Annotated in this window: 27 protein-coding genes and 1 tRNA gene; 15 read left to right on the forward strand and 13 right to left on the reverse strand. The window is 37.6% G+C overall.

Translation table 11 applies throughout. The features are described from left to right. Positions 1 to 35: 35 nt before the first annotated feature. Complete coding sequence (locus ASG14_RS16130) at positions 36 to 857, reverse strand: alpha/beta fold hydrolase (protein ID WP_056872111.1); 822 nt, start codon at positions 855 to 857, stop codon at positions 36 to 38. A 789-nt stretch (positions 858 to 1,646) separates the two neighbouring features. Here ASG14_RS16130 and ASG14_RS16140 point away from each other — a divergent pair. Continuing rightward, positions 1,647 to 1,835 carry a hypothetical protein gene (locus ASG14_RS16140; RefSeq protein WP_157274965.1) on the forward strand — a complete coding sequence of 63 codons (189 nt, stop codon included), beginning with the start codon at positions 1,647 to 1,649 and terminating at the stop codon, positions 1,833 to 1,835. 259 nt (positions 1,836 to 2,094) lie between these two features. Here ASG14_RS16140 and ASG14_RS16145 read toward each other — a convergent pair. Continuing rightward, positions 2,095 to 2,171: transfer RNA gene (locus ASG14_RS16145), tRNA-His, on the reverse strand. 175 nt (positions 2,172 to 2,346) lie between these two features. On the opposite strand from ASG14_RS16145, the gene rnhA reads away from it, so the two are divergent. Beyond that, the gene (rnhA, locus tag ASG14_RS16150) at positions 2,347 to 2,820 is read left to right on the forward strand and encodes a ribonuclease HI (protein ID WP_056872114.1); all 474 of its coding nucleotides are present in this window, start codon (positions 2,347 to 2,349) and stop codon (positions 2,818 to 2,820) included. Between the two features lie 14 nt (positions 2,821 to 2,834). On the opposite strand, the gene ASG14_RS16155 is transcribed toward rnhA, so the two are convergent. Beyond that, entirely contained in the window at positions 2,835 to 3,053 is a 219-nt protein-coding gene (locus tag ASG14_RS16155; protein WP_056872115.1) for a hypothetical protein, read from the reverse strand. 148 nt (positions 3,054 to 3,201) lie between these two features. Beyond that, complete coding sequence (locus tag ASG14_RS16160; RefSeq protein ID WP_200940359.1) at positions 3,202 to 3,870, reverse strand: oxygenase MpaB family protein; 669 nt, start codon at positions 3,868 to 3,870, stop codon at positions 3,202 to 3,204. 307 nt (positions 3,871 to 4,177) lie between these two features. On the opposite strand from ASG14_RS16160, the gene ASG14_RS16165 reads away from it, so the two are divergent. From ASG14_RS16165 to ASG14_RS16180, 4 genes are all read left to right on the forward strand, one after another. Further along, positions 4,178 to 4,423 carry a hypothetical protein gene (locus tag ASG14_RS16165; protein WP_056872116.1) on the forward strand — a complete coding sequence of 82 codons (246 nt, stop codon included), beginning with the start codon at positions 4,178 to 4,180 and terminating at the stop codon, positions 4,421 to 4,423. Between the two features lie 317 nt (positions 4,424 to 4,740). Continuing rightward, on the forward strand, positions 4,741 to 7,419 hold the full coding sequence (locus ASG14_RS16170; protein ID WP_056872117.1) for an alpha-L-rhamnosidase: 2,679 nt from the start codon (positions 4,741 to 4,743) through the stop codon (positions 7,417 to 7,419). A 157-nt stretch (positions 7,420 to 7,576) separates the two neighbouring features. After that, positions 7,577 to 8,350: an exodeoxyribonuclease III gene (xth, locus tag ASG14_RS16175; protein WP_056872118.1), complete on the forward strand. Its 774-nt coding sequence runs from the start codon at positions 7,577 to 7,579 to the stop codon at positions 8,348 to 8,350. Between the two features lie 88 nt (positions 8,351 to 8,438). Then, the gene (locus ASG14_RS16180) at positions 8,439 to 8,717 is read left to right on the forward strand and encodes a hypothetical protein (RefSeq protein ID WP_056872119.1); all 279 of its coding nucleotides are present in this window, start codon (positions 8,439 to 8,441) and stop codon (positions 8,715 to 8,717) included. A gap of 174 nt (positions 8,718 to 8,891) precedes the next feature. On the opposite strand, the gene ASG14_RS16185 is transcribed toward ASG14_RS16180, so the two are convergent. Further along, a complete protein-coding gene (locus ASG14_RS16185; protein ID WP_056872120.1) occupies positions 8,892 to 9,191 on the reverse strand; it encodes an RNA-binding protein in 300 nt (99 codons plus the stop codon). Positions 9,192 to 9,393: 202 nt separating this feature from the next. Further along, complete coding sequence (locus ASG14_RS16190; protein WP_056872121.1) at positions 9,394 to 9,810, reverse strand: c-type cytochrome; 417 nt, start codon at positions 9,808 to 9,810, stop codon at positions 9,394 to 9,396. A gap of 197 nt (positions 9,811 to 10,007) precedes the next feature. Between ASG14_RS16190 and ASG14_RS16195 the strand changes: the two genes are divergently transcribed. The 5 genes from ASG14_RS16195 (at position 10,008) to ASG14_RS16215 (ending at position 15,394) form a co-directional block, all read left to right on the forward strand. Next, positions 10,008 to 10,880 carry an OmpA family protein gene (locus ASG14_RS16195; RefSeq protein ID WP_056872122.1) on the forward strand — a complete coding sequence of 291 codons (873 nt, stop codon included), beginning with the start codon at positions 10,008 to 10,010 and terminating at the stop codon, positions 10,878 to 10,880. A gap of 426 nt (positions 10,881 to 11,306) precedes the next feature. Beyond that, on the forward strand, positions 11,307 to 11,873 hold the full coding sequence (locus tag ASG14_RS16200) for a UbiX family flavin prenyltransferase (RefSeq protein WP_056872123.1): 567 nt from the start codon (positions 11,307 to 11,309) through the stop codon (positions 11,871 to 11,873). Positions 11,874 to 11,961: 88 nt separating this feature from the next. Next, on the forward strand, positions 11,962 to 13,284 hold the full coding sequence (gene mtaB, locus ASG14_RS16205) for a tRNA (N(6)-L-threonylcarbamoyladenosine(37)-C(2))-methylthiotransferase MtaB (RefSeq protein ID WP_056872124.1): 1,323 nt from the start codon (positions 11,962 to 11,964) through the stop codon (positions 13,282 to 13,284). Positions 13,285 to 13,396: 112 nt separating this feature from the next. After that, entirely contained in the window at positions 13,397 to 14,548 is a 1,152-nt protein-coding gene (locus ASG14_RS16210; protein WP_056872125.1) for a prolipoprotein diacylglyceryl transferase, read from the forward strand. Between the two features lie 57 nt (positions 14,549 to 14,605). Continuing rightward, complete coding sequence (locus ASG14_RS16215) at positions 14,606 to 15,394, forward strand: inositol monophosphatase family protein (protein ID WP_056872126.1); 789 nt, start codon at positions 14,606 to 14,608, stop codon at positions 15,392 to 15,394. 68 nt (positions 15,395 to 15,462) lie between these two features. On the opposite strand, the gene ASG14_RS16220 is transcribed toward ASG14_RS16215, so the two are convergent. The 5 genes from ASG14_RS16220 to ASG14_RS16240 all read right to left on the reverse strand — a co-directional run bounded on the left by ASG14_RS16220 (position 15,463) and on the right by ASG14_RS16240 (position 18,486). Then, positions 15,463 to 16,014 (reverse strand): NifU family protein, encoded by a 552-nt coding sequence (locus tag ASG14_RS16220; protein WP_056872127.1) that lies wholly within the window; start codon positions 16,012 to 16,014, stop codon positions 15,463 to 15,465. Between the two features lie 87 nt (positions 16,015 to 16,101). Beyond that, positions 16,102 to 17,448 carry an adenylosuccinate lyase gene (purB, locus tag ASG14_RS16225; RefSeq protein WP_056872128.1) on the reverse strand — a complete coding sequence of 449 codons (1,347 nt, stop codon included), beginning with the start codon at positions 17,446 to 17,448 and terminating at the stop codon, positions 16,102 to 16,104. A gap of 129 nt (positions 17,449 to 17,577) precedes the next feature. Next, the gene (locus ASG14_RS16230) at positions 17,578 to 17,775 is read right to left on the reverse strand and encodes a hypothetical protein (protein WP_056872129.1); all 198 of its coding nucleotides are present in this window, start codon (positions 17,773 to 17,775) and stop codon (positions 17,578 to 17,580) included. Between the two features lie 141 nt (positions 17,776 to 17,916). Next, complete coding sequence (locus tag ASG14_RS16235) at positions 17,917 to 18,135, reverse strand: hypothetical protein (RefSeq protein WP_056872130.1); 219 nt, start codon at positions 18,133 to 18,135, stop codon at positions 17,917 to 17,919. Between the two features lie 132 nt (positions 18,136 to 18,267). Further along, on the reverse strand, positions 18,268 to 18,486 hold the full coding sequence (locus tag ASG14_RS16240) for a hypothetical protein (protein ID WP_056872131.1): 219 nt from the start codon (positions 18,484 to 18,486) through the stop codon (positions 18,268 to 18,270). A 202-nt stretch (positions 18,487 to 18,688) separates the two neighbouring features. Here ASG14_RS16240 and ASG14_RS16245 point away from each other — a divergent pair, with 202 nt between their 5' ends. The 4 genes from ASG14_RS16245 (at position 18,689) to ASG14_RS16260 (ending at position 21,540) form a co-directional block, all read left to right on the forward strand. After that, complete coding sequence (locus ASG14_RS16245) at positions 18,689 to 19,258, forward strand: RNA polymerase sigma factor (protein ID WP_056872132.1); 570 nt, start codon at positions 18,689 to 18,691, stop codon at positions 19,256 to 19,258. A 5-nt stretch (positions 19,259 to 19,263) separates the two neighbouring features. Next, positions 19,264 to 20,358, forward strand: coding sequence for a S1C family serine protease (locus ASG14_RS16250; RefSeq protein ID WP_056872133.1), 1,095 nt, complete (start codon positions 19,264 to 19,266; stop codon positions 20,356 to 20,358). A 141-nt stretch (positions 20,359 to 20,499) separates the two neighbouring features. Continuing rightward, entirely contained in the window at positions 20,500 to 21,135 is a 636-nt protein-coding gene (locus tag ASG14_RS16255; RefSeq protein ID WP_056872134.1) for a peroxiredoxin, read from the forward strand. Positions 21,136 to 21,342: 207 nt separating this feature from the next. After that, the gene (locus tag ASG14_RS16260; RefSeq protein ID WP_056872135.1) at positions 21,343 to 21,540 is read left to right on the forward strand and encodes a cold-shock protein; all 198 of its coding nucleotides are present in this window, start codon (positions 21,343 to 21,345) and stop codon (positions 21,538 to 21,540) included. Between the two features lie 61 nt (positions 21,541 to 21,601). Here the strand turns inward: ASG14_RS16260 and ASG14_RS16265 are convergent, their stop codons facing one another. Then, positions 21,602 to 22,786, reverse strand: a complete 1,185-nt coding sequence (locus ASG14_RS16265; protein ID WP_056872136.1) for a hypothetical protein — start codon at positions 22,784 to 22,786, stop codon at positions 21,602 to 21,604. Between the two features lie 95 nt (positions 22,787 to 22,881). Further along, the gene (locus ASG14_RS16270; RefSeq protein WP_056872137.1) at positions 22,882 to 24,147 is read right to left on the reverse strand and encodes an aspartate kinase; all 1,266 of its coding nucleotides are present in this window, start codon (positions 24,145 to 24,147) and stop codon (positions 22,882 to 22,884) included. Positions 24,148 to 24,150 lie beyond the last annotated feature (3 nt).

The raw sequence follows: 24,150 nt of genomic DNA on the forward strand, positions 1-24,150 counted from the left end.
TTTTTCTTTTTTAGATATCGGCACAAAAACGTCAGTTAAGCCTGAATAAATTCAAGGATATCTTTATTAATTGTTGCCGCTTCAGTGGTTGGCATTCCATGAGGAAAACCAGGGTAAGTAATCAATTTTCCGTTTTTTAAGAGTTTTGCAGATTTTACACCGGCATTTTGATAAGGAACAATCTGGTCGTCTTCACCATGTAAAACCAGAACAGGAATATCAACGGCCTGTAAATCTTCTCTAAAATCTGTTTCAGAAAAGGCTTTTATCCCATCGTAATGCGCAACAATACCACCCATCATTCCCTGGCGCCACCAGTTACGTTGTACGCCTTCTTTAATATCGGCGCCTGGCCTGTTATAGCCATAAAATGGAATCGTCAAATCTATATAAAATTGCTGTCTGTTGTTTAATGTCTGCTCTCTTATACCATCGAAAACCGAGATGGGTACGCCATCAGGATTGCTGTCACTTTGCACCATAATCGGCGGGACTGCACTAATCAGCACCGCTTTTTTAGCCCTTCCATTGGCATATTTGTTCACATATCTGATAACTTCGCCGCCACCTGTTGAATGGCCAATGTGAACAACGTCTTGTAAATCCAGGTGCTCAACCAGCTCAGCGGCATCAGCTGCATAAGTTTCAATATTGTGTCCGTAAATATTCTGACTCGAACGGCCATGACCTCTTCTGTCGTGAGTTATAACCCTAAACCCTTTTTGTAAGAAAAAAATAACCTGCGCATCCCAGTCATCTGATGATAGCGGCCATCCGTGGTGAAACATCAAGGTTGGTCCTTCACCTTGGTCTTTGTAAAAAATTTCCGTTCCATCTTTTAATTTTAAAGTACTCATAGTTTAAGTGTTTAAATGTGATCAATTTGTATAGAGAGTTTTTTTTCTTAAGCGAAGATAATGTGGATACAATTAATCAATCTTGATCTATGATAAATTCATTCAATTTAGTTTCTGCCTGTGATAGGGGGCGGAAGCCATTCAACGAATCAATCTTCAAAAAGTATATCGGGCAGTTACTAACTGTTTCTGTTAACGGTAGTAAATGCCCCAATGATTATAAGAGTTTATAGCTCATGTCAACAAGAAACGACAAGCCTTCTTCATTTACCGCTCTTCCCGCTTTACTATTAAAATCTAACTCACAAAACGTATTTTCATTGGTTGTGGCATAAATATCCAGGTAATAAATGCCGGAACTTAGCAGTTTTTTATCCAGCCCAGCAACTACGGCAATGTTATTAACTTTTAAGGCAGCAAAACCTTCCGTTTCTATGATTATTCCAACAGCAGCCAGAAACTTTTCTTTGCTTTTGTCTTTATTTCTGACATTGCCTTCAACCAGTTTTCATTCCATTAAACTTTACATAGGGCCTGTAAAATGCATGATCAAATTTACTGGTTTTCATATCACCTGGTAAACTACAAATGTTATATTTGAGTTAAATCACTAAATAGTGATAAATTTTTTTCGAACCCGGTGATGGTAGCATCTACTGAACCTAAGCTTCGTAACTATCTGTTTATAAAATGCTTCAATCAAAACAAGTGACCATAATTTTAGTACTCAGCCTGATATCGATGTTAGCAATCGTTATTTCTTCCATTATTTTGATAAACAGTAACGGAATGGACCAAAGACTACAGGGCTGGGTAAATCTGCTTTGGGTTCCTGTGGCTGTTCTTTTCCTAATTATCGACAGGCTCTGCGTTAAAAAATTTGGAACACATTCGGTAAATAAGGTTGAACTTTATATCCTGGGTATCTTACTTCTACTTTTCGCCTTCAATTGGATTAGACTTCGATTTCAGCACTAAATACTTTTTTATTTGTTTGGATTGCAATAATTTCTGTTGATAGTAAGGCTGATCATACTCGGAGAGGTTTAAAAGTTTCATCCGAGCAGATCAGAAAATCATCCTGAATTTATCACCATTGGTGACTTATTGTTGTTTTTGTTTTGAGGTACAAGGACGGTTTAGCTATTATTCAGCTGACAAGGAGCGATGCAGAAGATTTACGGAAGAATGCTTGAAAAACAAAAAAGCAGTTCTTGAAAAGAACTGCTTTAAAACTTGGGGTGGCTGATGGGGCTCGAACCCACGACCCTCGGCACCACAAACCAATACTCTAACCAACTGAGCTACAACCACCGTGTTTTTTAGTGTCACAAAAGTACGACTTTTAATATTTCTTGCAAATATTTTTTTAAAAATGGGGGAATATCGTTTTAAACGGCTATGATTCAATTATTTGAATTTCGAGATTTTCTAAAAAAGGTTTTGCTGCTGTTTAGTTTAAACCTAAAAACATAACTTTACAGTGTTTATGATTGAAATTTATACAGACGGCGCAGCAAGCGGAAATCCTGGTCCGGGTGGCTACGGCACAATTTTAAGGTCGGGGAAACACTACAAAGAGTTAAGTGGTGGTTTTCGGATGACAACAAATAACAGGATGGAGTTGCTGGCGGTTATTAAGGGTTTGGAGGCGCTTAAAAGTTTAAATCAAGAGGTCACAATCTATTCAGATTCTAAATACGTGGTAGATGCTGTTGAAAAAAAATGGGTCTTCGGGTGGGTTACAAAGCAGTTTAAGGATAAAAAAAACAAGGATTTATGGTTAAGGTTTCTCGAGCTTTATAAGTTACATAAAGTTAAATTTGTTTGGATAAAGGGCCATAACGATCACCCCGAAAATGAACGATGCGACCGTTTGGCAGTTGCTGCATCACAGAATAAACAAAATCTTCTAATCGACTCTTTTTTCGAAGCCGAACGAAGTAAAACCAGTTTGCTTTAATCAGCCACCTTTAATTACAAATTAGCCTCAACAATCAGTTTTAAAGCTTTTAACCGCCATATCAATGGTTGGTTCACGCGGCTCTCCGGATTCAGCCTCAATGGCGTGAAGTGGCTTTCAAGAAAATGATCGTAATTTTCAATTACCGTGGCTTCGTTTAAATAAATCGGCGTCGCCTGTTTAGGTGCATTGGCAAAAAAATCCTCAAGCTGCGATATTTCTTCTCTCGTCATGCTGCGAAATTAAATAAAATTTCTCCAGTTTGCTTTTGTTACCCAGGTGTGTTCGTGGTTTTATCAATCATTTCCAAATTTAATATTTCGCTCTTGTATTGGGCTGGGAGTAACATATTCCTCACAAAGCGGTGTAGCTTAAAAGTTTTCAAAGCTTGTAAACCAATAGAATTGGCACAATAGATTTTCCATTCCCCAACTTCAACAGTTGTTTAACATGTTGTGGCGCAATAAGCGCTTGAATTCTTTTCAAAAGCGAAAATCTGAACAAACCTAAATTTTTCCGGTACTGTACAAAAAGATCCGCTGAGAATTTACTATAGATTAAATCCTCATCGAGTTGCTTGTTGTGCATAATTACCCACTGCTCAAAATTCTTAGGCAGGCCACTTATTTGCATTCGCTCACCCACCGCTAAAAACGTCCGAAAAACTTCTTCCTTTTCACTTAAGGTAAGTTTCCTTTCTAATGCTTGGAACGATTGGATGGAGTAATATATCAGCATGAATAAGACGTCCCGGTAAGCCCAGTCAGGAATTTGGCTCTGCCTGGATTTTTCAACATTTTTATGGATAGAAACAATTTGATCTATCGCTGAATTTGCAGCCGACAATTCCGAAAAAACGATTTTTTGTGCGTAGGTAACCGTTGAAAAGAGTCGTCCAAGCGGGTCTTTCGGAAGCTTGCCGGTAAAGTAAAGCCAATCTACGGCCTTATTAAGACTAAATTCTGCGGCGGCCCCGGCGAAAATGAAAAGTACAACATCTGCATCACCCCAAATTTTCCTTACTATCGATTGTTTATCTACAAAATCCATAATTCCATCCACAAACTTTAAGCATAATGACGCACTCTAAAAACCTTTCCGACAAACATTACGTAAATAGGCCAAGTTTAAAATAAAAGATATTTTAAAAGCACTTTGAGATACAAAGTTAAAAAAGATTTCGATATTTAAAAATGTAGAGGTGTGCATTATTGAACAGAAGGTGCCTTAAAGTCAACTTTCGATTCAAGCTGCTAATCCTGAATTTATTGAGATTGTTAATAATCAAGAGATGTTAACAAAATTGTTTTAATTTTTGTATGATTAATGAGTGAGAATTATAATTTTGTGTTCGTCAATGGAAAAACGTAAAACTGATCTTAAAACCTTTCTCACAAGAGTTAAGCATCTGAGAGGTTTTGGTGATATGGATGCTTACAAAGCAGCAGCTGATTTTAAAAAGATTTCTTCGAATGAAGCTGGCGATGAAATCTCTGAAATTATGAAAGATTTCTCACAACTATCAACCTATAACAAAGCCAAACAGGCGCTAATTGAAAAAATTGAATCCGAATTAAAAAGCGAAACGGATACCAGTCTTTGAGTTCTCAGTACATGCCGTTCTTTCTGCTTAATTCGCAGCTGCGCAAGTTTGCCGTCTAAATCCGGTGTTGAAGTGCTCAGGCATTCGTATAAAACTCATTTTCATTAAAACATTCTGATCAGATTAGCTTCAACTTGAATCTGGAGATTCCGAAAGGAAGATCAGATTGTAACAGAATTCATTTTTGTTCACCAGCTAACTGCTTCCGAACGAACAATTCTAAATAATTCTTAAATTATTTCTGTGTCTTAAAAATAATAGCATAAATTCAGCCTTTAGTTAAACGTTTTACTTTTTAATTGCTGCCTTTCTCAACCATGTCTATTCTGAAGCCAAAATTATTCATCGCAACGCTGATTTTTGTTTTTAGTGCTGCTCAACTAGTATTCTCGGCAGAGCCCCAGGCGCTGAAATGTGAATACTTGCTTAGACCGATTGGTGTCGACAACCCTCATCCAAGGCTTTCGTGGCAGATGTCGGATGGCAGAGATGGTGCAATGCAAAAAGCTTATCGAATCGTTGTGGGTACTGATTCGGTTCAGCTTATAAACAAAGCTGGTATTATATGGGATTCTGGTAAAAAATCTTCAACAATTGCTTTGGTGACTTATGACGGAGCAACGCTTAAACCTTTTACAAAATATTACTGGCAGCTGGAACTTTGGGACAAAGATTCGAAGCCGTTAAAAAAGTCAATTTCAAGTTTCGAAACAGGTATGATGGGTATGCAAAACTGGAGAGGCACCTGGATTAGCGACAGAAATGACATCAATATTATGCCTGCGCCATATTTCAGGAAAGTTTTTAAACCGGCAAAGGTTATCAAGTCTGCAAGGGCTTATGTTGCTGCTGCAGGTTTGTATGAACTTTATTTGAACGGCAAAAAGGTTGGTAACCACCGGCTCGACCCAATGTATACCCGGTTTGATAGAAGAAACCTTTATGTAACTTATGATGTAACTACAGATTTAAGGCAGGGCGACAATGCAGTTGGTGTGCTTCTTGGTAATGGCTGGTATAATCATCAATCGCTTGCTGTTTGGAACTTTGATAAAGCGCCGTGGCGGGCCAGGCCAACCTTTTGCCTCGATTTAAGAATTACCTATACGGATGGGACAGTAGAAACCGTTAAGACGGGCGCAGACTGGAAAACAAGTTTGAGCCCCATTATTTCCAATAGCATTTACACAGCCGAGCAATATGATGCCCGTTTAGAACAAAAGGGATGGAATACCATCAACTTTGATGATTCCAAGTGGCGTGAGGTAACTTTGAGGGCTACACCATCAAAAAATATTGTATCGCAATTAATGCATCCAATACGAAATGCGGAAGAAATCAGTGTGAAAAAGCTGCGCAAATTTGCAGATACTTCTTACGTTTTTGACCTCGGGAGAAACATTGCCGGTGTGAGCAGATTAAAGGTAAAAGGTGAAAAAGGAACGGTAATAAGACTGCGACATGCCGAGCGCTTATACCCGGATGGCCACACCGATTTATCTAACATCGACGTGTACCACCGGCCAAAAGATAAATCTGACCCATTTCAAACTGATATTTTTATTTTGGGTGGCGATGGTGAGGAAGAATTTATGCCTTTGTTTAACTATAAAGGTTTTCAGTATGTTGAGGTAACAAGCTCCAGTCCGATATCGTTGAATGAAAAAAGCCTTGTTGGTTTTTTTATGCACAGCGATGTGCCGGCTGTTGGGAAAATTTCCTCATCAAATGAGTTAATTGATAAGCTTTGGTGGGCAACTAACAACTCATACTTATCTAACCTTTATGGTTTTCCTACTGATTGTCCGCAGAGAGAAAAAAATGGGTGGACAGGCGACGGACATTTTGCAATTGAAACCGGTTTGTATAATTTTGATGGCATAACGGTATACGAAAAATGGATGGCCGACCATCGTGATGAACAGCAACCAAACGGTGTACTTCCAGACATTATTCCTACAGGTGGTTGGGGTTATGGCACAGCAAATGGTACCGACTGGACCAGTACTATAGCCATTATTCCATGGAATATTTATATGTTTTACGGCGATAGCAAGTTGCTCTCCGATAATTATCAAAGCATAAAAAGCTATGTAAATTACGTTGAAGGGACGAGTAAAGGTTATTTAACAACTTTTGGCAGGGGAGATTGGGTACCTGTCAAATCCACTTCCGATTTGGAGTACACATCGTCAGTTTACTTTTATGTTGATGCAGATATACTCGCCAAAGCTGCAAAGTTGTTTGGTAATCAAAATGATTATTTACAATACAGCGCCTTGGCTGCGAAGATTAGAAATGCCATTAACGAAAAGTTTTTCGACAGCAAAACCGGCATTTATGGTAAAGGTGTACAAACAGAACTTTCGATGGCTTTGCAGTGGAATATAGTGCCCGAGGCCTCAAGGCAGTTGGTTGCAAATAATTTGGCGGCTCGTGTAAAAGCCGACGGGATGCATATAAATGTTGGGGTATTGGGTGCGAAGGCCGTCTTAAATGCCCTAAGTGATAACGGGCATAGCGATGTAGCTTACAAACTTGCATCGCAGGATACTTATCCTGGTTGGGGTTGGTGGATAAAAAATGGCGCTACAACCCTTCACGAAAACTGGGATATGCAGGCAACCAGAGACATCTCCGACAACCATATGATGTTTGGAGAAATCGGTGGGTGGTTTTTTAAAGGAATTGGAGGCATCAAAGTTGATGAAAAACAGCCAGGATTTAAAAATATTTTGCTGACGCCACATTTTGTTGAAGGACTCGACCATTTCGAAGCCTCGCACGAAGGGCCATACGGATTGATTCTATCTTCCTGGAAAAGAGCACCAAAAGGTATTAAATACAATGTGATCGTACCTGCAAACTCAACAGCAAGTGTTCAAATCCCGGTTACAACAGATGCTGAAGTTTTTTTGGATGGAAAAAAAGTTGCCAACAACTTAAATATTAAATCTGGTAAATATCTGTTCGAAATTAGGTATTTGAAAAATTGATGGATTATAACGGAAATTGATGCGCTTGTTATATTTTTGATTACAATGCAATCGTTTTTAGCTTTGCGAAAATTTGGATGTTCTCAAATAAACAACAAAGCTTAAGCGTGCAAACTTTTTCGTTTGATTAGCATTATATTAACTTACAAAGAATGATATGAAGATAGCGACTTATAACGTAAACGGTGTGAATGGAAGGCTTCCGGTTTTACTTCGCTGGCTCGAAGAGTGCAAGCCAGATGTGGTTTGCTTACAGGAGCTTAAAGCGCCAGATGAAAAATTTCCAATAGAAGCCATAAACAACGCTGGCTATAACGCCATTTGGCATGGGCAAAAAAGCTGGAACGGAGTTGCTATTTTGGCAAAAGGCAAAGAAATTAAAGAACTGAGAAGGGGTTTGCCCGGTGATGAGGAAGACTTGCACAGCCGCTATATCGAAGCTATGATTGATGATGTTGTAATTGGTTGTCTTTACCTCCCAAACGGAAACCCGGCGCCCGGAGCAAAGTTAGACTATAAACTCGCCTGGTTTGAGCGATTGACACAACACGCTGCTAAGTTGTTAGATTATAATTTGCCGGTTGTGTTATGTGGAGATTATAACGTAATGCCGACAGAATTAGATGTTTATAAACCGGAGCGTTGGGTAAACGATGCATTGTTCAGACCCGAGGTGCGGGCTGCGTTTCATAACTTAATTGCCCAGGGCTGGACAGATGCCATCAGAAAGTTATATCCAGATGAAGTAATTTATACCTTTTGGGATTATTTCCGCAACGCGTATGGGCGTAATGCGGGCCTCCGAATCGACCATTTTCTTTTAAGTCCACTTTTAAAGGATAGATTAAAGGCAGGCGGAGTTGATAGAAATGTACGGGGCTGGGAAAAATCCAGCGACCATGGGCCGGTTTGGATAGAAATTGAAAACTGATAGCCTTTGTAAATTTGTGTATTGTCTCTGTTACAGGTTATTCTCTGCTGAAATAATTTATTAATTTGAGTTATCAAAACCCTAGCTTATGGATTCCTCAAAAGATGAAAGAAAAATCACGGCTTTTTTAAATAAAATTAAAGCTGAGTGGCCTGGAAAAATTGAGCGATTTGAGTTTAAAACTGCCAGTGTAATTTATGTCCATCTAAAAGAAGGGATTTCAAGTCTGGATTTTTTGAGCAGTTTATCAAGACAGGTTGAAAGATTAGTCGACTTTACGCGACCGATAATACTATACCATGTCGAAAGTGATGGCGTTAGTTTACGTTCACATCCAATAAACTGGTATTCTGCAATAAAACGATAAAAAAGACTTCAGGAAAATTGTTGGTTGCCGATACGTCATGCCTGCTCCACACACAGCTTTAATCAACCTTTCTAACGATGCCTGGTTACTTGCGGGTTATTGCTGATAAGCTTTTTCAAAATTTCTAATGAAGACACGTCTAATCGGTGTGAGCAATTCAAGAGGTTTTCAGCCTTATTTGGAAAATTTTTTCGTGGCAAATTTGTTGAATCGGGGTGCAGGTTTTGGTGCTCCTTCCTCCGATATTTTTATCGTTAAGGTATTTCCTTTAAACGTTTCACCATTTAGCATCGAAATGATGTTTTTAGCATCGGTAATTTTAGGAATTTCTAAAAAAGCATAACCTTTACATTTACCCGTTGCCCTGTCTCTAACAACCTTAATGGTGTCAATCTCTCCGTGTAAACTTACCAAAATTGCTAAGTCCATTTCCTGAATATTGTCGGCCAAACCACCGATGAAAAGTTTAGTCATAAAAATTAATGTTATAATTCAGGTAACGTATCGTATTTTTTATTCTTGAACAAGAAAATTTTGCTCTGGTTTTAATTTTTTTTGCAAAATAATACAATTAAAAATTGAAACCAAAGGCAACTCTCAATTTGTAACGCATTTTTGCGTAAAAAAAAGCCTAATCAGCAGGATTAGGCTTTGATAAATGATGTATCATTGATTTTTATTTGCCTGCAGCGTCTGATTTCAATACTGGCTCAGACTTACCGTTGTGGCAGGTGGTGCATGAAATCTCTACCAGGCCTTTTCCATCTTTCATCTCGTGTTGAAAATACTTTTTGTTTATTTTTGCAGTCATTTTCATCATTTCCCGAGCAACCTCTTTCTTTGGATTGTCATCACTTGCGAAATCCATTTTACGGGGGTTGTCTTTCATCGCAGCATGACAATAATTACAGCGTACGCCTAAAGAAGCTTTAAAGCCATCCATTACTTTATCTAAATCTTCTTTGCTGATATTTTTCGGTAAAACCTTAAGATTTTTAGCCTTAAAAGCCTCCTGCTGTTTAGGCATAAATGCACTTAAGAGCAGCACTACGCCTGCAAGCATAGCCATTGTGATGGTTTTTTTGTTAATCATGTTCGTTTGTTAGTCATCGAATATAAAAAAAAATCTTTGAGATTCTGCTGCCTTAGCTTTGTAAAAATTATGGTGGATTTAAACCTGACTAAAACGCTGATTAAAAGTTAATAAAACTTAATTTTTAATGTCGATTTTTAAAAAGGATCGGTTGTTGCATGTTGAAAAGCGAAAATTTATAATTAAAATAATAAGTTATGAAAATTTACAAATCAATCCCTTTAGTTTTTTTATCTGTTCTGTTAGTTTCAGGATGTGTTAGCAATAAGAAATACACAGAACTTCAATCTACTTTTGATAAGCTTCGCGAGCGAAATCAGGAGCTCAGTAATAAATACCAGGATAGCCAACGCGAACTTACCGGAGCAAACAGCAGGGTAAAAAGTCTGGAAGAGCAAATCGCCTCAGAAAAGGCAAACACTGCTGCACTGCAAGATGCACTAAACAAATGCTTAAGCTCTAGTAATCAGGGTAATGTTAACATTTCAAAATTGGTTGACGAGATTAACAGCTCAAACAAATATATTAAGCAATTAATTAATGCCAAAAACAAAAGCGATTCGCTTAATATGGTGTTAACAAACAACTTAACACGCTCTTTGAGCAGAGAAGAGTTAGGCGATGTTGACGTGCAGGTTTTAAAAGGTGTAGTTTATATTTCGCTTGCAGATAACATGCTTTACAAGTCTGGAAGTTATGAAGTATCAGACAAGGCTGGTGAAACCTTGAGCAAAATTGCTAAAATCATTAAAGATTATGATACCTATGATGTATTGATTGAGGGTAACACGGACAACGTTCCAATAGCGCAAGCAAACATCAGAAACAACTGGGATTTAAGTGCTTTAAGGGCATCTTCAGTGGTTCAGGTGTTACAAACAAAATATGCTGTAGATCCGAAAAGATTAACTGCAGGCGGTAGGGGTGAATTTAACCCGGTGGCAGACAACAGCACACCGGCCGGAAAATCTAAAAACAGACGTACCCAAATTATCATTACGCCGAAACTGGATCAGTTTATGGAACTAATCGGCAAAGCACCGGCAGCATCGGCAACACCGAAACAATAATGCGCCATTAATCGCTTTGAGCCTCAACATATGTTGGGGCTTTATTATGATTATTGAATTCTATCCCAGCAACTTAAATACGATTCTGACGGTTATTACCCAAATAGAGTAGCAAAAGAGCGCCTGAAGGTTGTATAACAGAACGATTAATGCACCTTAGTGTTATTTGCACACTTTAATTTAAAAAAAGTTTTAAAAAATTCACAATTTAATCGTTTGGCAAACAGTTAGTTGTATTTTTTTTTCGAATATTAGTTAGTGATTAGTGCAATTTACCGTTCAACTATCATCTTTTTTTAAAAAAATATATATATTTGTTCTTACCCTTTCGAGGGTATGTTTTTCATAGGTAGATGTAGGGTCGAATACTTGTATTCGGCCCTTTTTTATTTTCTATCGTTAATTAACCGTATTTTTGTTTGTATAATGAATAAGAAAAAAATCGTAGTTGCTGTTACCGGCGCAAGTGGTTCCGTTTATGCTAAAGTTTTATTTGATAAGCTGATGGCTTTGAAAGCGCAGATTGCGGCGGTTGGTGTGGTAATGAGTGATAACGCGAAAGCTGTATGGCAGTTTGAATTGGGCAACCACGACTACGAAAATTTTGATTTTACTTTTTACAATAAGAACGATTTCAATGCACCTTTTGCATCTGGCTCCGCAAAGTACGATACGATGATTATCTTGCCATGCTCTATGGGTACCCTCGGTAGAATAGCCCACGGAATTTCAAACGATTTAATCTCCAGAGCGGCAGATGTTGTATTAAAAGAGCGAAGAAAACTGATTGCTGTTGTCCGGGATACCCCTTTCAGTTTGATACACATTAACAATATGAAAGCCGTAACAGAAGCTGGCGGTATTATCTGTCCTGCAAATCCTTCCTTTTATAGTCTCCCAAAAACCATTGAAGAAGTAGCAGAAACCGTAGTAAACAGGGTTTTAGATTTAGCAGGTTTTGAGCAAACGAGTTATCGTTGGCAGGAGCAATAGTCTGAATTTGTTATCTTACTGTAAGGTTAACGCAAACTAAAATGCTAAATCTCCAATCTTGCTTCAAAATTGTATCTTTGCTGGCTAAATGAAAAAGGTCGCGTTTTATACATTAGGTTGCAAATTAAATTTCTCCGAAACATCAACTATTGGTCGGTTATTTACCGATGCAGGTTATGCAGTCGTTGAGTTTCAAGACGCTGCTGATGTGTACGTGATTAACACGTGCTCGGTTACCGATCATGCTGATAAGAAATGCCGCAAGGTTGTTAAAGAAGCTTTAAAGCATTCGCCAAATGCCTATGTAACAATTGTGGGCTGTTATGCTCAGCTGAAACCTCAGGAAATAGCCGAAATTGAAGGTGTTGATATGGTGTTAGGGGCTGCAGAAAAATTCAGGATTGTAGAATACATTTCTGACTTGACAAAAAATCCTAAGGCGGTTGTTCATCAACAGAACATAGAAAAGGTTAACCACAATTTTATAGCTTCTTACTCAATAGGCGATAGAACCCGTACATTTTTAAAGGTTCAGGATGGTTGCGATTATCCTTGTACCTACTGCACTATTCCTTTGGCCCGCGGTGCAAGTCGTAGTGATACCATTGAAAATGTAGTAAGCCGTGCTAGAATGATAGCCGGGAGCGGCGTTAAAGAAATTGTTTTAACCGGTGTAAATCTTGGTGATTTCGGCATCCGTAATGGCCAGCGGGAGGATAAGTTTTTTGATTTAGTTAAGGCGCTTGATGATGTAGAGGGAATAGAAAGGATCAGAATTTCTTCCATTGAGCCCAACCTTTTAAGCAACGAAATTATACAGTTTGTATCAAGTTCAAAAAGATTTGTTCCACACTTCCACATTCCGCTACAATCGGGCTCTGATAAGATTTTGGGTTTAATGCGTCGTCGTTACCGCCGAGATTTGTATGTAGAGCGTGTGGCGAAGATTAAGGAAGTAATGCCAAACTGTTGCATTGGTGTCGATGTTATTGTCGGCTTCCCCGGAGAAACAAAAGAAGATTTCCTTGATACCTACCAGTTTTTAAATCAACTGGATATATCTTATTTACACGTATTCACTTACTCTGAACGCGAACTAACCGCTGCCGCGGAAATGAAAGGCGTTGTTGCGGGCAGTGAACGCAACGAGCGTAGTAAAATGCTTCATATCCTGTCTGACAAGAAACGCAGGGCTTTCTACCAATCCCAAATTGGAAACGAGGCTGAAGTTTTATTTGAAGCAGACCAAAAAATGGGTTACATGCATGGCTTTACTAAAAATTACGTAAAAGTTCGGGCCAAGTATGATCCGGTAATGGTAAACGAATTAAAAGCGGTTAAGCTCTTGGAACTCACTGCGGATGGCGAAGTTGAGGTAGCAGAGTTGGAAAATGTTTATGCGCACCATTAAGAAAAATTTCTAGCATCAAGGTTTTAGCGACGTTTTCTGCTCTCAAACTTGCTGTTTTCTTTAACCTTTCAGCTTTACGCTTTCTTTACTATCTTCGCTTCAAAATATTTGTATGTTTCCTACCGTTTCGCACTTCTTAGAATATCTTTTTGGTATCAATTTGCCACTTCCATTTAAAACGTTCGGCTTATTTGTTGCCCTGGCGTTTGTTGCTGGTTACTGGGCTTTTTCTCAGGAGTTAAAACGTAAGGAAGCGCTAGGTATACTTCATTCTTTTAAGAAAAAAGTAACCCTTGGTTTGCCAGCGAGCACGGGTGATTTGATTTTAAATGGCTTATTCGGCTTTATCATCGGTTATAAACTACTGTACTTAATTACTAATTATCAGCTGGCTGCCGATAATATCGAAGTGGTTTTACTTTCTCTAAAAGGAAATGTAATTGGTGGCTTAGCACTTGGCGGGCTATTTGCCTATTGGGATTACAAGGAAAAGAACAAGGTAAAACTTGCCAAACCTAAAGAAGTTGAGGTAACCGTTCACCCTTATCAAATCATGAGTAATCTTGTGGTTTGGGCAGCTGTTTGTGGTTTTCTAGGGGCGAAAATTTTTGATGGTCTGGAATATTGGGACGATTTCATCCAACACCCAATCGAAAGAATATTATCTGCAGGTGGTTTCACCTTCTATGGAGGTTTAATCTGTGGAGGCGCAGCTGTATTATTCATCGCCAAAAAGCATGGTATTAAACCCTTGCATATGCTTGATGTTGGCGGACCAGGTATGATGCTTGCTTATGCAGTTGGTCGCATTGGGTGTCATCTTTCAGGTGATGGTGATTGGGGAATTGTTAATCCAAATCCAAAACCGTTTTCTTGGTTGCCAGATTGGCTTTGGTCTTACAAATACCCCAACAATGTTGTCGGCGAAGGTATTCCGATTCCAGGTTGCACAGGTAAATTCTGTAACGAACTTGCTCAGGGCGTTTACCCGACACCATTATACGAAGTAATTATATGCTTAATTCTATTTGCGTTTCTTTGGAGCATAAGAGATAAAATAAAGGCACCCGGATTAATGTTCGGAATTTACATGATATTGAACGGTGTTGAGCGTTTCTTTATCGAGCTTATTAGGGTAAATTCAAAATACCATGTTCTTGGTTTGCCACCGTTTACGCAGGCCGAAATGATTTCGACATTGCTGGTTCTTGGAGGGATTTGCTTAAGTGTTTATGCACTTAGAAACAAGAACAACCTCGCCTAAACCGTTCATTTATTTCATTTAATCTCAACAACCTTAAATGATTGTTGTTAATCAATTATGAATTACGAATTACTGTGCAATAAGGTTATTTCAATTGTAAAGCTTACCGGAAATTTTATCAGGAAGGAAGCAATGCTGTTTGATGTTAACAAAATTGAATATAAGGGCTTAAATGATATGGTTTCTTATGTCGATAAAACTGCAGAACTGAAACTTGTTCAAAATCTTGATAAACTCATTCCTGATGCTGGTTTTATTACTGAAGAGAAAACCATTAGTCGCGAGGGGAAAGTTTATAAATGGATTATTGATCCGCTTGACGGGACCACAAATTTCATCCACGGAATTCCGGCTTATGGAATTAGTGTTGCGCTATACGAAGAAGATTTACCAGTTCTGGGCGTGGTTTATGAATTAAATCGCGGTGAAATGTTTTATTCTTATAAAGGAGGAAGCGCATTTCTTAATAAAAAAGAGATTCATGTTTCTGCCAATCCTGACTTGAAATCAAGTTTACTGGCAACCGGTTTTCCATACTATCAGTTCGATAAACAAGCTCAATATTTAAAATTGCTGGAAGAAATGATGCAGAAAAGTCACGGTGTACGCAGAATAGGTGCAGCAGCGATTGATTTAGTTTACACAGCCTGCGGTCGTTTCGATGCTTTTTTTGAGTACAATTTACAACAGTGGGACTTCGCCGCGGGCTGTTTTATCGTTCAGCAGGCTGGGGGAGAAGTACTGGATTTTTCAGGAGGAAATGATTATTTTACAAAAAGAGAAATCTTGGCCACCAACGGACTACTTACAAAGGAATTACTGGAAGCAATTAAAAGGCATTTTTAGTGTTTGAAGGCAACAAAAAAAGGCTCTCGGTTTTTAATCGAGAGCCTTTTTTTGTTAGCTTATATTGTTTACAATGCTTCTGAAACCACTTCTGTAACTTCGGGCACCATTCTTTGAAGCAAGTTCTGTATACCTGATTTTAACGTAATTGTGGAAGACGGACAACCGCTGCAAGACCCACGAAGTTCTACCGTTACAACACCTTCATCAAAAGATTTATAAGTTATCGCACCGCCATCCTGCTCAACTGCAGGCCGAACGTAATCGTGCAAAATCTGCTGTATTTTAATTTCAGTTTCAGAACCCTCAAATGCAGGAGCTTCTTCTGTTGTTGCTTCCTTAATTTTAAGTTCAGACTCAACCGCACCTTTAACAAATTCTTTTAAAATTGCCTCAATATCAGCCCAATCTGCATCGTCAGTTTTAGTAATGGTAACGAAATTACTTGCAAAAAAAACGCCAGCAACAAAGTTGAATTTAAAAAGCTCTTTAGCAAAAGGAGAATGTTCTGCACTTTCTTTAGTTGCGAAATCCTCACTTCCGTTAATTAATAACTTGTTAACCATGAATTTCATGGTCGCCGGATTTGGCGTTTGTTCTGTATATACGTTAATGTTCATGTCTTAATCAATTAGAATTATCAAAATTAACAAATACTCATCAATAAAGCTTTTACAGGCTGTCTGTTTATCGTCAATTTAATTTCACTAAAATATGCCTGTGTAATTAAAAGGTGTAATGGTCCTCAGCTGTGTTTTTACCGAATCAGAAACAGCTAAACCTTCAATAAACTCGGCAATACTAGCCGCATTTATCTTCGAATTTGTTCTTGTAAGCTCTTTCAATGCTTCGTATGGATTAGGATAGTTTTCTCTCCTTAACACGGTTTGAATCGCTTCGGCAACAACTGCCCAATTATCATCAAGATCGGCATGCAATGCTGGTTCATTCAAAAGAATCTTATTTAAACCACGAAGGGTAGAATTTATAGCGATTAAGGTATGACCAAAAGGAACACCAATGTTTCTTAAAACCGTTGAATCTGTTAAATCGCGTTGTAAACGGGAAATAGGAAGCTTCGCTGCAAAGAATTCAAATAAAGCGTTCGCAATCCCAGCATTTCCTTCCGCATTTTCAAAGTCTATCGGATTAACTTTATGTGGCATTGCAGACGAGCCAATTTCCCCAGCCTTAATCCTTTGCTTAAAGTAATTTTTGGAAATATAAGTCCAGATGTCTCTGTCTAAATCAATTATAATGTTGTTTATGCGTTTTAAAGCATCGCACTGGGCTGCAAACTGATCATAGTGTTCAATTTGTGTTGTATGTTGCGCACGGGTTAAACCTAGCGTCTCATTCACTAACTTGTTAGAAAATTCTACCCAATTTACGGTTGGATAGGCGATATGGTGGGCATTGAAATTTCCGGTGGCACCGCCAAACTTAGCACTATTCGGAATTGCTTTCAGGCTACCGAGCTGTATGCTTAAACGTTCTGCAAAAACTAAAAATTCTTTGCCAAGTTTGGTTGGAGATGCAGGCTGGCCATGGGTGTGGGCAAGCATTGGAATATCCTTCCATTCTGTTGCCAGGGTATTTATTTTTTCGATTAGTGAGCTAATTGCCGGGTAATAGCATTCGGTTAATGCCAGCTTAATAGAATAAGGAATAGCGGTATTATTAATATCTTGTGAGGTTAATCCGAAATGAATAAACTCTTTAAAGTTATTAAGGCCTAAGGCATCGAATTTAGCTTTAATAAAATATTCAACGGCTTTAACATCGTGGTTGGTTACTTTTTCTGTTTCTTTAATTTCGAGTGCATCAGCTTCCGAGAATTGCTCGTAAATTTTTCTCAATTCTGAATGAAGCCTGCCATCGAAATTTTCCAGGCCTGGCAGGTTAATATCGCAGAGCGCAATAAAGTATTCAATTTCTATAAAAACACGGTATTTTATAAGTGCTTCTTCTGAAAAATAAGCAGCTAAATTTTCTGTCGTTTTTCTATAGCGGCCGTCAATTGGTGAAATTGCCTGTAGTGATGTTAAATTCATTATGCGGAATATAATTTGCCGCAAATTTACTACAATTGGGGGATTTTGAAGACTATGTGCCCTAAAGAATTGTTGTAAAGAAAAAAAGGCTTCTGTGAAAGAAGCCTTTTAGAATTAGGTAAAATTAGACTACATTTTTTTAGTAGTGTCCATTTTAGTCGTATCCATTTTAGAAGTATCCATTGCTGAACTGTCTTTCATTGATGAATCAACAACTGTAGAGTCAACTACTGTAGTATCAGCACCGTCAGCTTTTTTTTCTGAACAAGCTACAACTGATAAAGATAACGCTAGGGCTAAAAAGCCTAATTTGAATGCATTTTTCATTTTTTGTTTTGTTTTTGGTTTGATCTTTTAATTAATTACTTATCAATTAATACAAATACAATAAAAAGGTAACCCGCCAAATCAAAAAAAAAGACCTAAGCAAAATGCTTAAGTCTTTTTTTTATAATTTAAAACTAAAAACTAGTGTTTAACTTCAGTTTTTTCTGTAGTTGCTTTAACTGTAGTATCTTTTACTGTAGAATCTTTCACAGTTGTATCAACAGCAGTAGTATCTGTAATAATTGTAGAAGAATCAGTTACTGTAGTATCAGCACCTTCGCCTTTTTTTTCTGAGTTACAAGCTGCAACTGATAAAGATAAAGCCAAAGCTAAAAAGCCTAATTTGAATGCATTTTTCATGTTCGAATTTTTTTTGTTTTAAGTAATTAATTACCCTTTATACCAGAAAAGTAAAAAGGTAACCCAAAAAAGTAAAATAAAATAAAAAGGCTTTGAGAAACCCCAAAGCCTTTTCTTATAAGTAAAGGTAAACTAGTGTTTAACTTCAGTTTTTTCAACAGTAGTTTTAACTGTAGTATCTTTTACAGTTGAATCAGTTACTGAAGTATCTTTTGCAGTTGTATCAGTAACTACAGTAGTAGAATCAGTTGCTGTAGTATCAGCACCTTCAGCTTTTTTCTCTGAGTTACAAGCTGCTACTGATAAAGATAATGCTAAAGCTAAAAAGCCTAATTTGAATGAATTTTTCATTTTTGAATTTTTTAAGTATTAATTAATTTATCATTAATGCCGCAAAGGTAAAAAGGTAACCCGATAATTTTAAAAAAACTGAAAATATTTTTGAATCCGCAGTTGTGATGTCTAGTGTGGATAGTATTAGCCAATTGTTAGTCGTTATAAATATTTTTTTATCTAATATTGGGTTACTATTTACAGAAAAACGTATTAATTGGTGAATAACGGTTTAAAGAGTTCAGTTCCAACGGATAGAGAAGTTATTTTAGGCATTCTAAATAACTCTGCAGATACATTAAATAAGTTATATAAGGCACACTTTGCGATGGTATTGCAATTTATCTTGAATAATAATGGCGATGAGGACGATGCGAAAGATGTTTATCAGGAAGCGATAATTATTTTATATAACAAAGTTAAAGAGGGGAATTTTGAACTCAGCAGCAAATTAAAAACATATTTATATTCGGTTTGCCGTAGAATTTGGCTTAAAAAGTTGAGCCAAAACAGTAAAAAGACAGGTAGCATTACGGATTACGAAGATGTGTTTGAGGTTGAGGAAGATGTAGAGCAACACGAGGAGAAAGACGCAGCTTTTACTAAAATGCAAACTGCTCTTGAACACCTGGGCGAGCCTTGCAAAACCATAATTCAGGATTTTTACATACACAATTTATCCATGCAGGATATTTGCGAAAAGTTTGGTTACACCAATACTGATAACGCAAAAACACAAAAATATAAGTGCCTGCAGAGGTTAAAGAAAATATTTTTTCAACACAAATAATTGAGATGAGAAACGATTTAGAGTTAGATGCAATTATTGAAGATTATCTTTTAGGTAAACTTAATGCAGAGGAAACCGATGCTTTTGAACAGTTGCGCCGTAATGATGCAACTGTAGATCATAAGGTTGTTTCGCATAAACTGTTTTTAGATAATATGGAAGAATATTCGCGGCAGTTACTTTTAAAAGAGCAGCTCAACGATATTCATGCAGAGATAGACGTCGATTCGCTGGTGACAAAGTTTGCGCCACATCCTTCACGGGTTGTTCAGTTATGGCGTAAGCATAAATCAGCAATTGCAGTTGCTGCATCTTTTATTGTGCTATCATTCGTTTCTATTTACTCGATACAGCACAGCAGCCAACAAGCCGATAAATTTGTACAGTTGAGTAAAAATGTAACCAACGCTGTAAAAACTCAAAATAATTTAATTCGTAAAATCAGTTCAGATAACCTGCCGGCAAATAAGCAGATTAATCCTGGTAATTTCGGCGGAACCGGTTTTGCTGTGTCAACCAACGGTTACATCGCGACCAACCTTCACGTGATTAAAGATGCAGATTCAGTTTATATTCAGAACAGCGAAGGCGAATCTTTTAAGGTAAAGGTGATATTGAAAGACCCGGAATATGACATTGCAATCCTGAAGATTGATGATAAACATTTTAAAAACTTATCGGCCTTGCCTTATACAATTAAGAAAAACAGCACCGGTGTTGGAGAAAATGTTTACACCTGGGGATATCCGAAGGATGATGCAGTGCTAGGTGAAGGTTACGTGAGTTCTAAAAGTGGCTTCATTGGCGATACAACTCAATATCAGGTTGCTATACCATTAAATCCTGGTAATAGTGGTGGCCCGCTTTTGGATAATAACGGAAACCTGGTTGGCATAATCAGCGGTAAAGAAACCTCGTCTGAGGGCGCTTCATTTGCGATAAAGTCCAAGTACATTTTGGAAGCGATGAGGGCAATTCCTCAAGATTCTTTAGGTAAAAAATTAACAGTTAATAAGAAAAGTATTTTAGCTGGAATGAGACGTGCAAAGCAAATTGAAAAGTTGCAGGATTACGTATTCATGATTAAAGTTTATAATTAACTACCCAATAGATTAATTTTCTTAAAACCTTGCTGGCTAATGCCTTCAAGGTTTTTTTGTGAAAAAAAATTAAATATATTAAATCTATGTGTTTTGTATACTATTTATTAAGTTTGTTTAAATAATTAATTGAATTAACATATGAGCATAAGATTAGGTGATACTGCCCCGAATTTTCAGGCAAATACATCAATAGGCGAAATCGACTTTTATAACTATTTGGGAGAACACTGGGGCGTTCTATTTTCACATCCGGCCGATTATACACCTGTTTGTACTACAGAACTTGGTCGCACAGCGGCTTTAAAAGATGAGTTTGAGAAACGAAATGTTAAGGTTCTGGCCGTTAGTGTTGATTCAGCAGAAGCACACAAAGGTTGGATAAGTGATATTAACGAAACACAGAATACATCGGTGGAGTTTCCAATAATTGCTGACCCTGAACGGATTGTAGCAAATCTCTACGATATGATCCACCCAAATTCTTCCGAAACGCTAACCGTTCGTTCACTTTTTATTATCAGTCCAGACAAAAAGGTAAAACTGATTATTACTTATCCGGCATCAACAGGCCGGAATTTTAACGAAGTTTTAAGGGTAATCGATTCTTTACAGTTAACGGCTAATTATAGTGTGGCTACACCTGCCGATTGGCAAAATGGGGAGGACGTGATTGTGCTTAACAGCATTAAAACGGAAGACATTCCCAAAAAATTTCCAAAAGGTTTTAAACAGATCAAGCCATATTTGCGCACAACGCCCCAGCCGAATACTTAAATAATAGCTGCTTTGGATTAATGCATAATTTTTATTACTTAGGCGAAAATAGCTTGCATTATATCTCTTAATTATTATATTTGATAGTTTTGTTTCGGTGTTAACGCTTATTCTGGTTGTTTTATTCATTTAAATTCCAATTAGTTGTAGAAAATTAGAAGCAAAACAATAAGGGTTTTATTTTTTTATACAATTTTTTATTTTTTTATGGCTAACGGAAAAGTTAAATGGTTTAACACTCAAAAAGGCTTTGGTTTTATTGTTCAAGAAGACAATAAAGATTTATTCGTACATTTTAAAGATGTTTTAGGCGGTATTGAAAGCTTAAAAGAAAACGATCAAGTAGAATTTGAAGTAGCTGAAGGCAGAAAAGGTTTACAAGCAGTAAACGTTAAGAAAGTTTAAGCGAATTTTATAAATTGTACATCCCAAATGCAAAAAAGCTTTCCAAATTTGGGAAGCTTTTTTAGTAAAACTGAATTATTTTCGCCTGGATAACCACGTTTTGGTCAGCTATATTTTTTGTGAAGATAAAAAAATCATCTTTGGCAGGTATTATCTTATATTTTTTAGAAAGCTCTTCCGGTTTGCCTGGAAAGTTCCTGACGATGATGTTTCCAGCCAGCTGCTTCTCTTTTTTTAAATCGTTTGCAGCTGATATTTTTTCAATTTTGAAAATTCTGCCTGGAAAAGATTTTTGAAAATCAGGTGCTGTATATAGTTGCGTTTGAGCATGAAGCTTTTTAAGGTGATAGCGATTTCCAATCAGGTTGAATGCACCTGTTTTTAATAAAGCTGCATCGGGTTCGTATAAATACTCATCACGATAAAGATGATCGGCAAACACAACTGAAGTGTTCATTTCAGCTTTGTGAAATGAAAATTCTTTTTGTTCCTCATTTAACGCCGCTGCTACAATTTTCGGTTCGCCAAAAAATCCTCTATCAATTACCCAAAGTAACTCTTTACACTCATTTCTAACACTTACAATATGAATTTCGCTAACAAAACTTAATTCATGCAGGCCGGCAGAAATATCAAGCAATGGTGCTGTTTTAACAATTATCCGTTCTGCCTTTTCTAGTAAGCCGGAAAGGTTAGTAACTATGTCGGGGCTGCAGTCTTTCAGCAAAAATACTTTTCGCGTTTCTGCCCTTCGCGCAGGGTCTACATAGATTGTGTCGATTTGTTGCGTAGAATTTTTTACAAACTCGAGCCCGTTAACAGCTTCAAACTCGATATTTTTACAGCCGAGCACGTTCGCGTTATATTGAGAAATTTCAGATAATTTTTCGTTTATTTCGCAGTGAATAATGCGGTCTAAATGCTTTGCAAATGCTAATGAATCAATGCCGAATCCACCCGTGATGTCAATTAAAAGTTTTCCCTTCGCTAATCGAGCCTTGTAATCTGCTGTAATTTCTGATGAAGTTTGCTCGATGGACAGGGCAGGAGGATAATATATCTGAGCGGTATTAAACCATGATGGCAACTTTTTTTCTGCTTTGTTTTTCGATACAATCTGGTTCGCCAGTTCTGCTGCACTTATGCCTGCAAACGGACTTTTGCTTAAAGCAATTTTATTTACATCACTGCTTAAATTTGCTGTGATATATTTCTGCACCTCTAAATCTAAAATCCTTTTATTCATTCCGGTTGCTCGATTAACGAATTCATCACTATCTGAATGCGGGTTCCAACACTACTTACTTCTGACGAACCTTAACAGACTAATGAACCAGAAAACTATGCTTTGTTTTTCATTACCATTTGGCAGGTATGCCGACTTTTAACTTCAAGTAAAATGTCTTTTTCAACAGCAACTCTTTCAATTGTTTGTTGGTTATAGTAGCGAATGGTTACCAATTCCAGGTTTTTATTGTACTTAACGGTAAACTGGGTTGAAAGTGCTGCGATAAGTTTTTTAATCTTCTCCTCATCGTCGTCCACGCTAACTGAGAAACTAATCGCAGAGTTGAGCATCGTATTTATTTTAATTTTATATTGATGAAAGAGCTCGAATATGGTGCTTAGATTTTCCTCAATAATGAAAGAATAATCTCTTGGAAAAATAGAGATAAGCGCCTGGTTCACCTTAAAAATAAAGGACGGCACCGGTAAAGGATTGCTCTCTTTAGTGATTGCCGTTCCACTACCTTCGGGCTCTATAAACGAGCGAACGAAAAGTGGAATGCCTTTGTTTTGCAAGGGTTTTATAGTTTTTGGGTGAATTACAGTTGCACCATAATAAGTGAGCTCAATTGCATCATGGTAAGAAAGCTGCGCAATTTTTTCTGTCTCATCAAACCATTTCGGGTCGGCATTGAGAACGCCTGGAACATCTTTCCAAATGGTTAAAGCGCTTGCGTTTAAGCACGAAGCAAAAATCGCGGCAGAATAATCAGAGCCTTCCCTGCCAAGAGTAGTGGTGTAATTTTCGCTGGTTCCACCAATAAAGCCCTGGGTTACAATAATATTTTTTTGCATCTCTGGAAGTAAATCCCTTTGGATAGTCTGATAAGTCTTATCCCAGTCTACTTTCCCTTCGCGATAGCTGTTATCCGTTTTAATGTAATTTCTGGCATCAACCCACAGCGCTTTGTTATTGGTTTCGTTTAACCACGCGGCCACAATTTTAGTAGAAACAACTTCGCCGATTGATACAATTTGATCGTAAATATAATCCGCGTCGTTGTCAGGCTCATCTTCAATTAACCAATCTATTTCGACAAAAGTATTGGCCACATCATCATAAACAGTGTTGTTTTTTCCTTCAAACAACTCTTCTATCAAACTAAAATGGAAATGTTTAACTTCCTCAAAAATTGAATGTGTCTGCTCGGATTGTTCGAGGTAGGCAAAGGCAAGCGCTTCGAGCTTATCTGTTATTTTACCCATGGCCGAAACTACAATTAGCAATTCTGTTTGTTTGTAATCGCGAACAATATTGGCCAGATTTCTTACGCCATCAGCATCTTTAACGGAAGCGCCTCCAAATTTAAATATCTCCATAGT

The sequence above is a fragment of the Pedobacter sp. Leaf194 genome (assembly GCF_001423945.1).
In the GTDB taxonomy this organism is placed as follows: Bacteria; Bacteroidota; Bacteroidia; order Sphingobacteriales; family Sphingobacteriaceae; genus Pedobacter.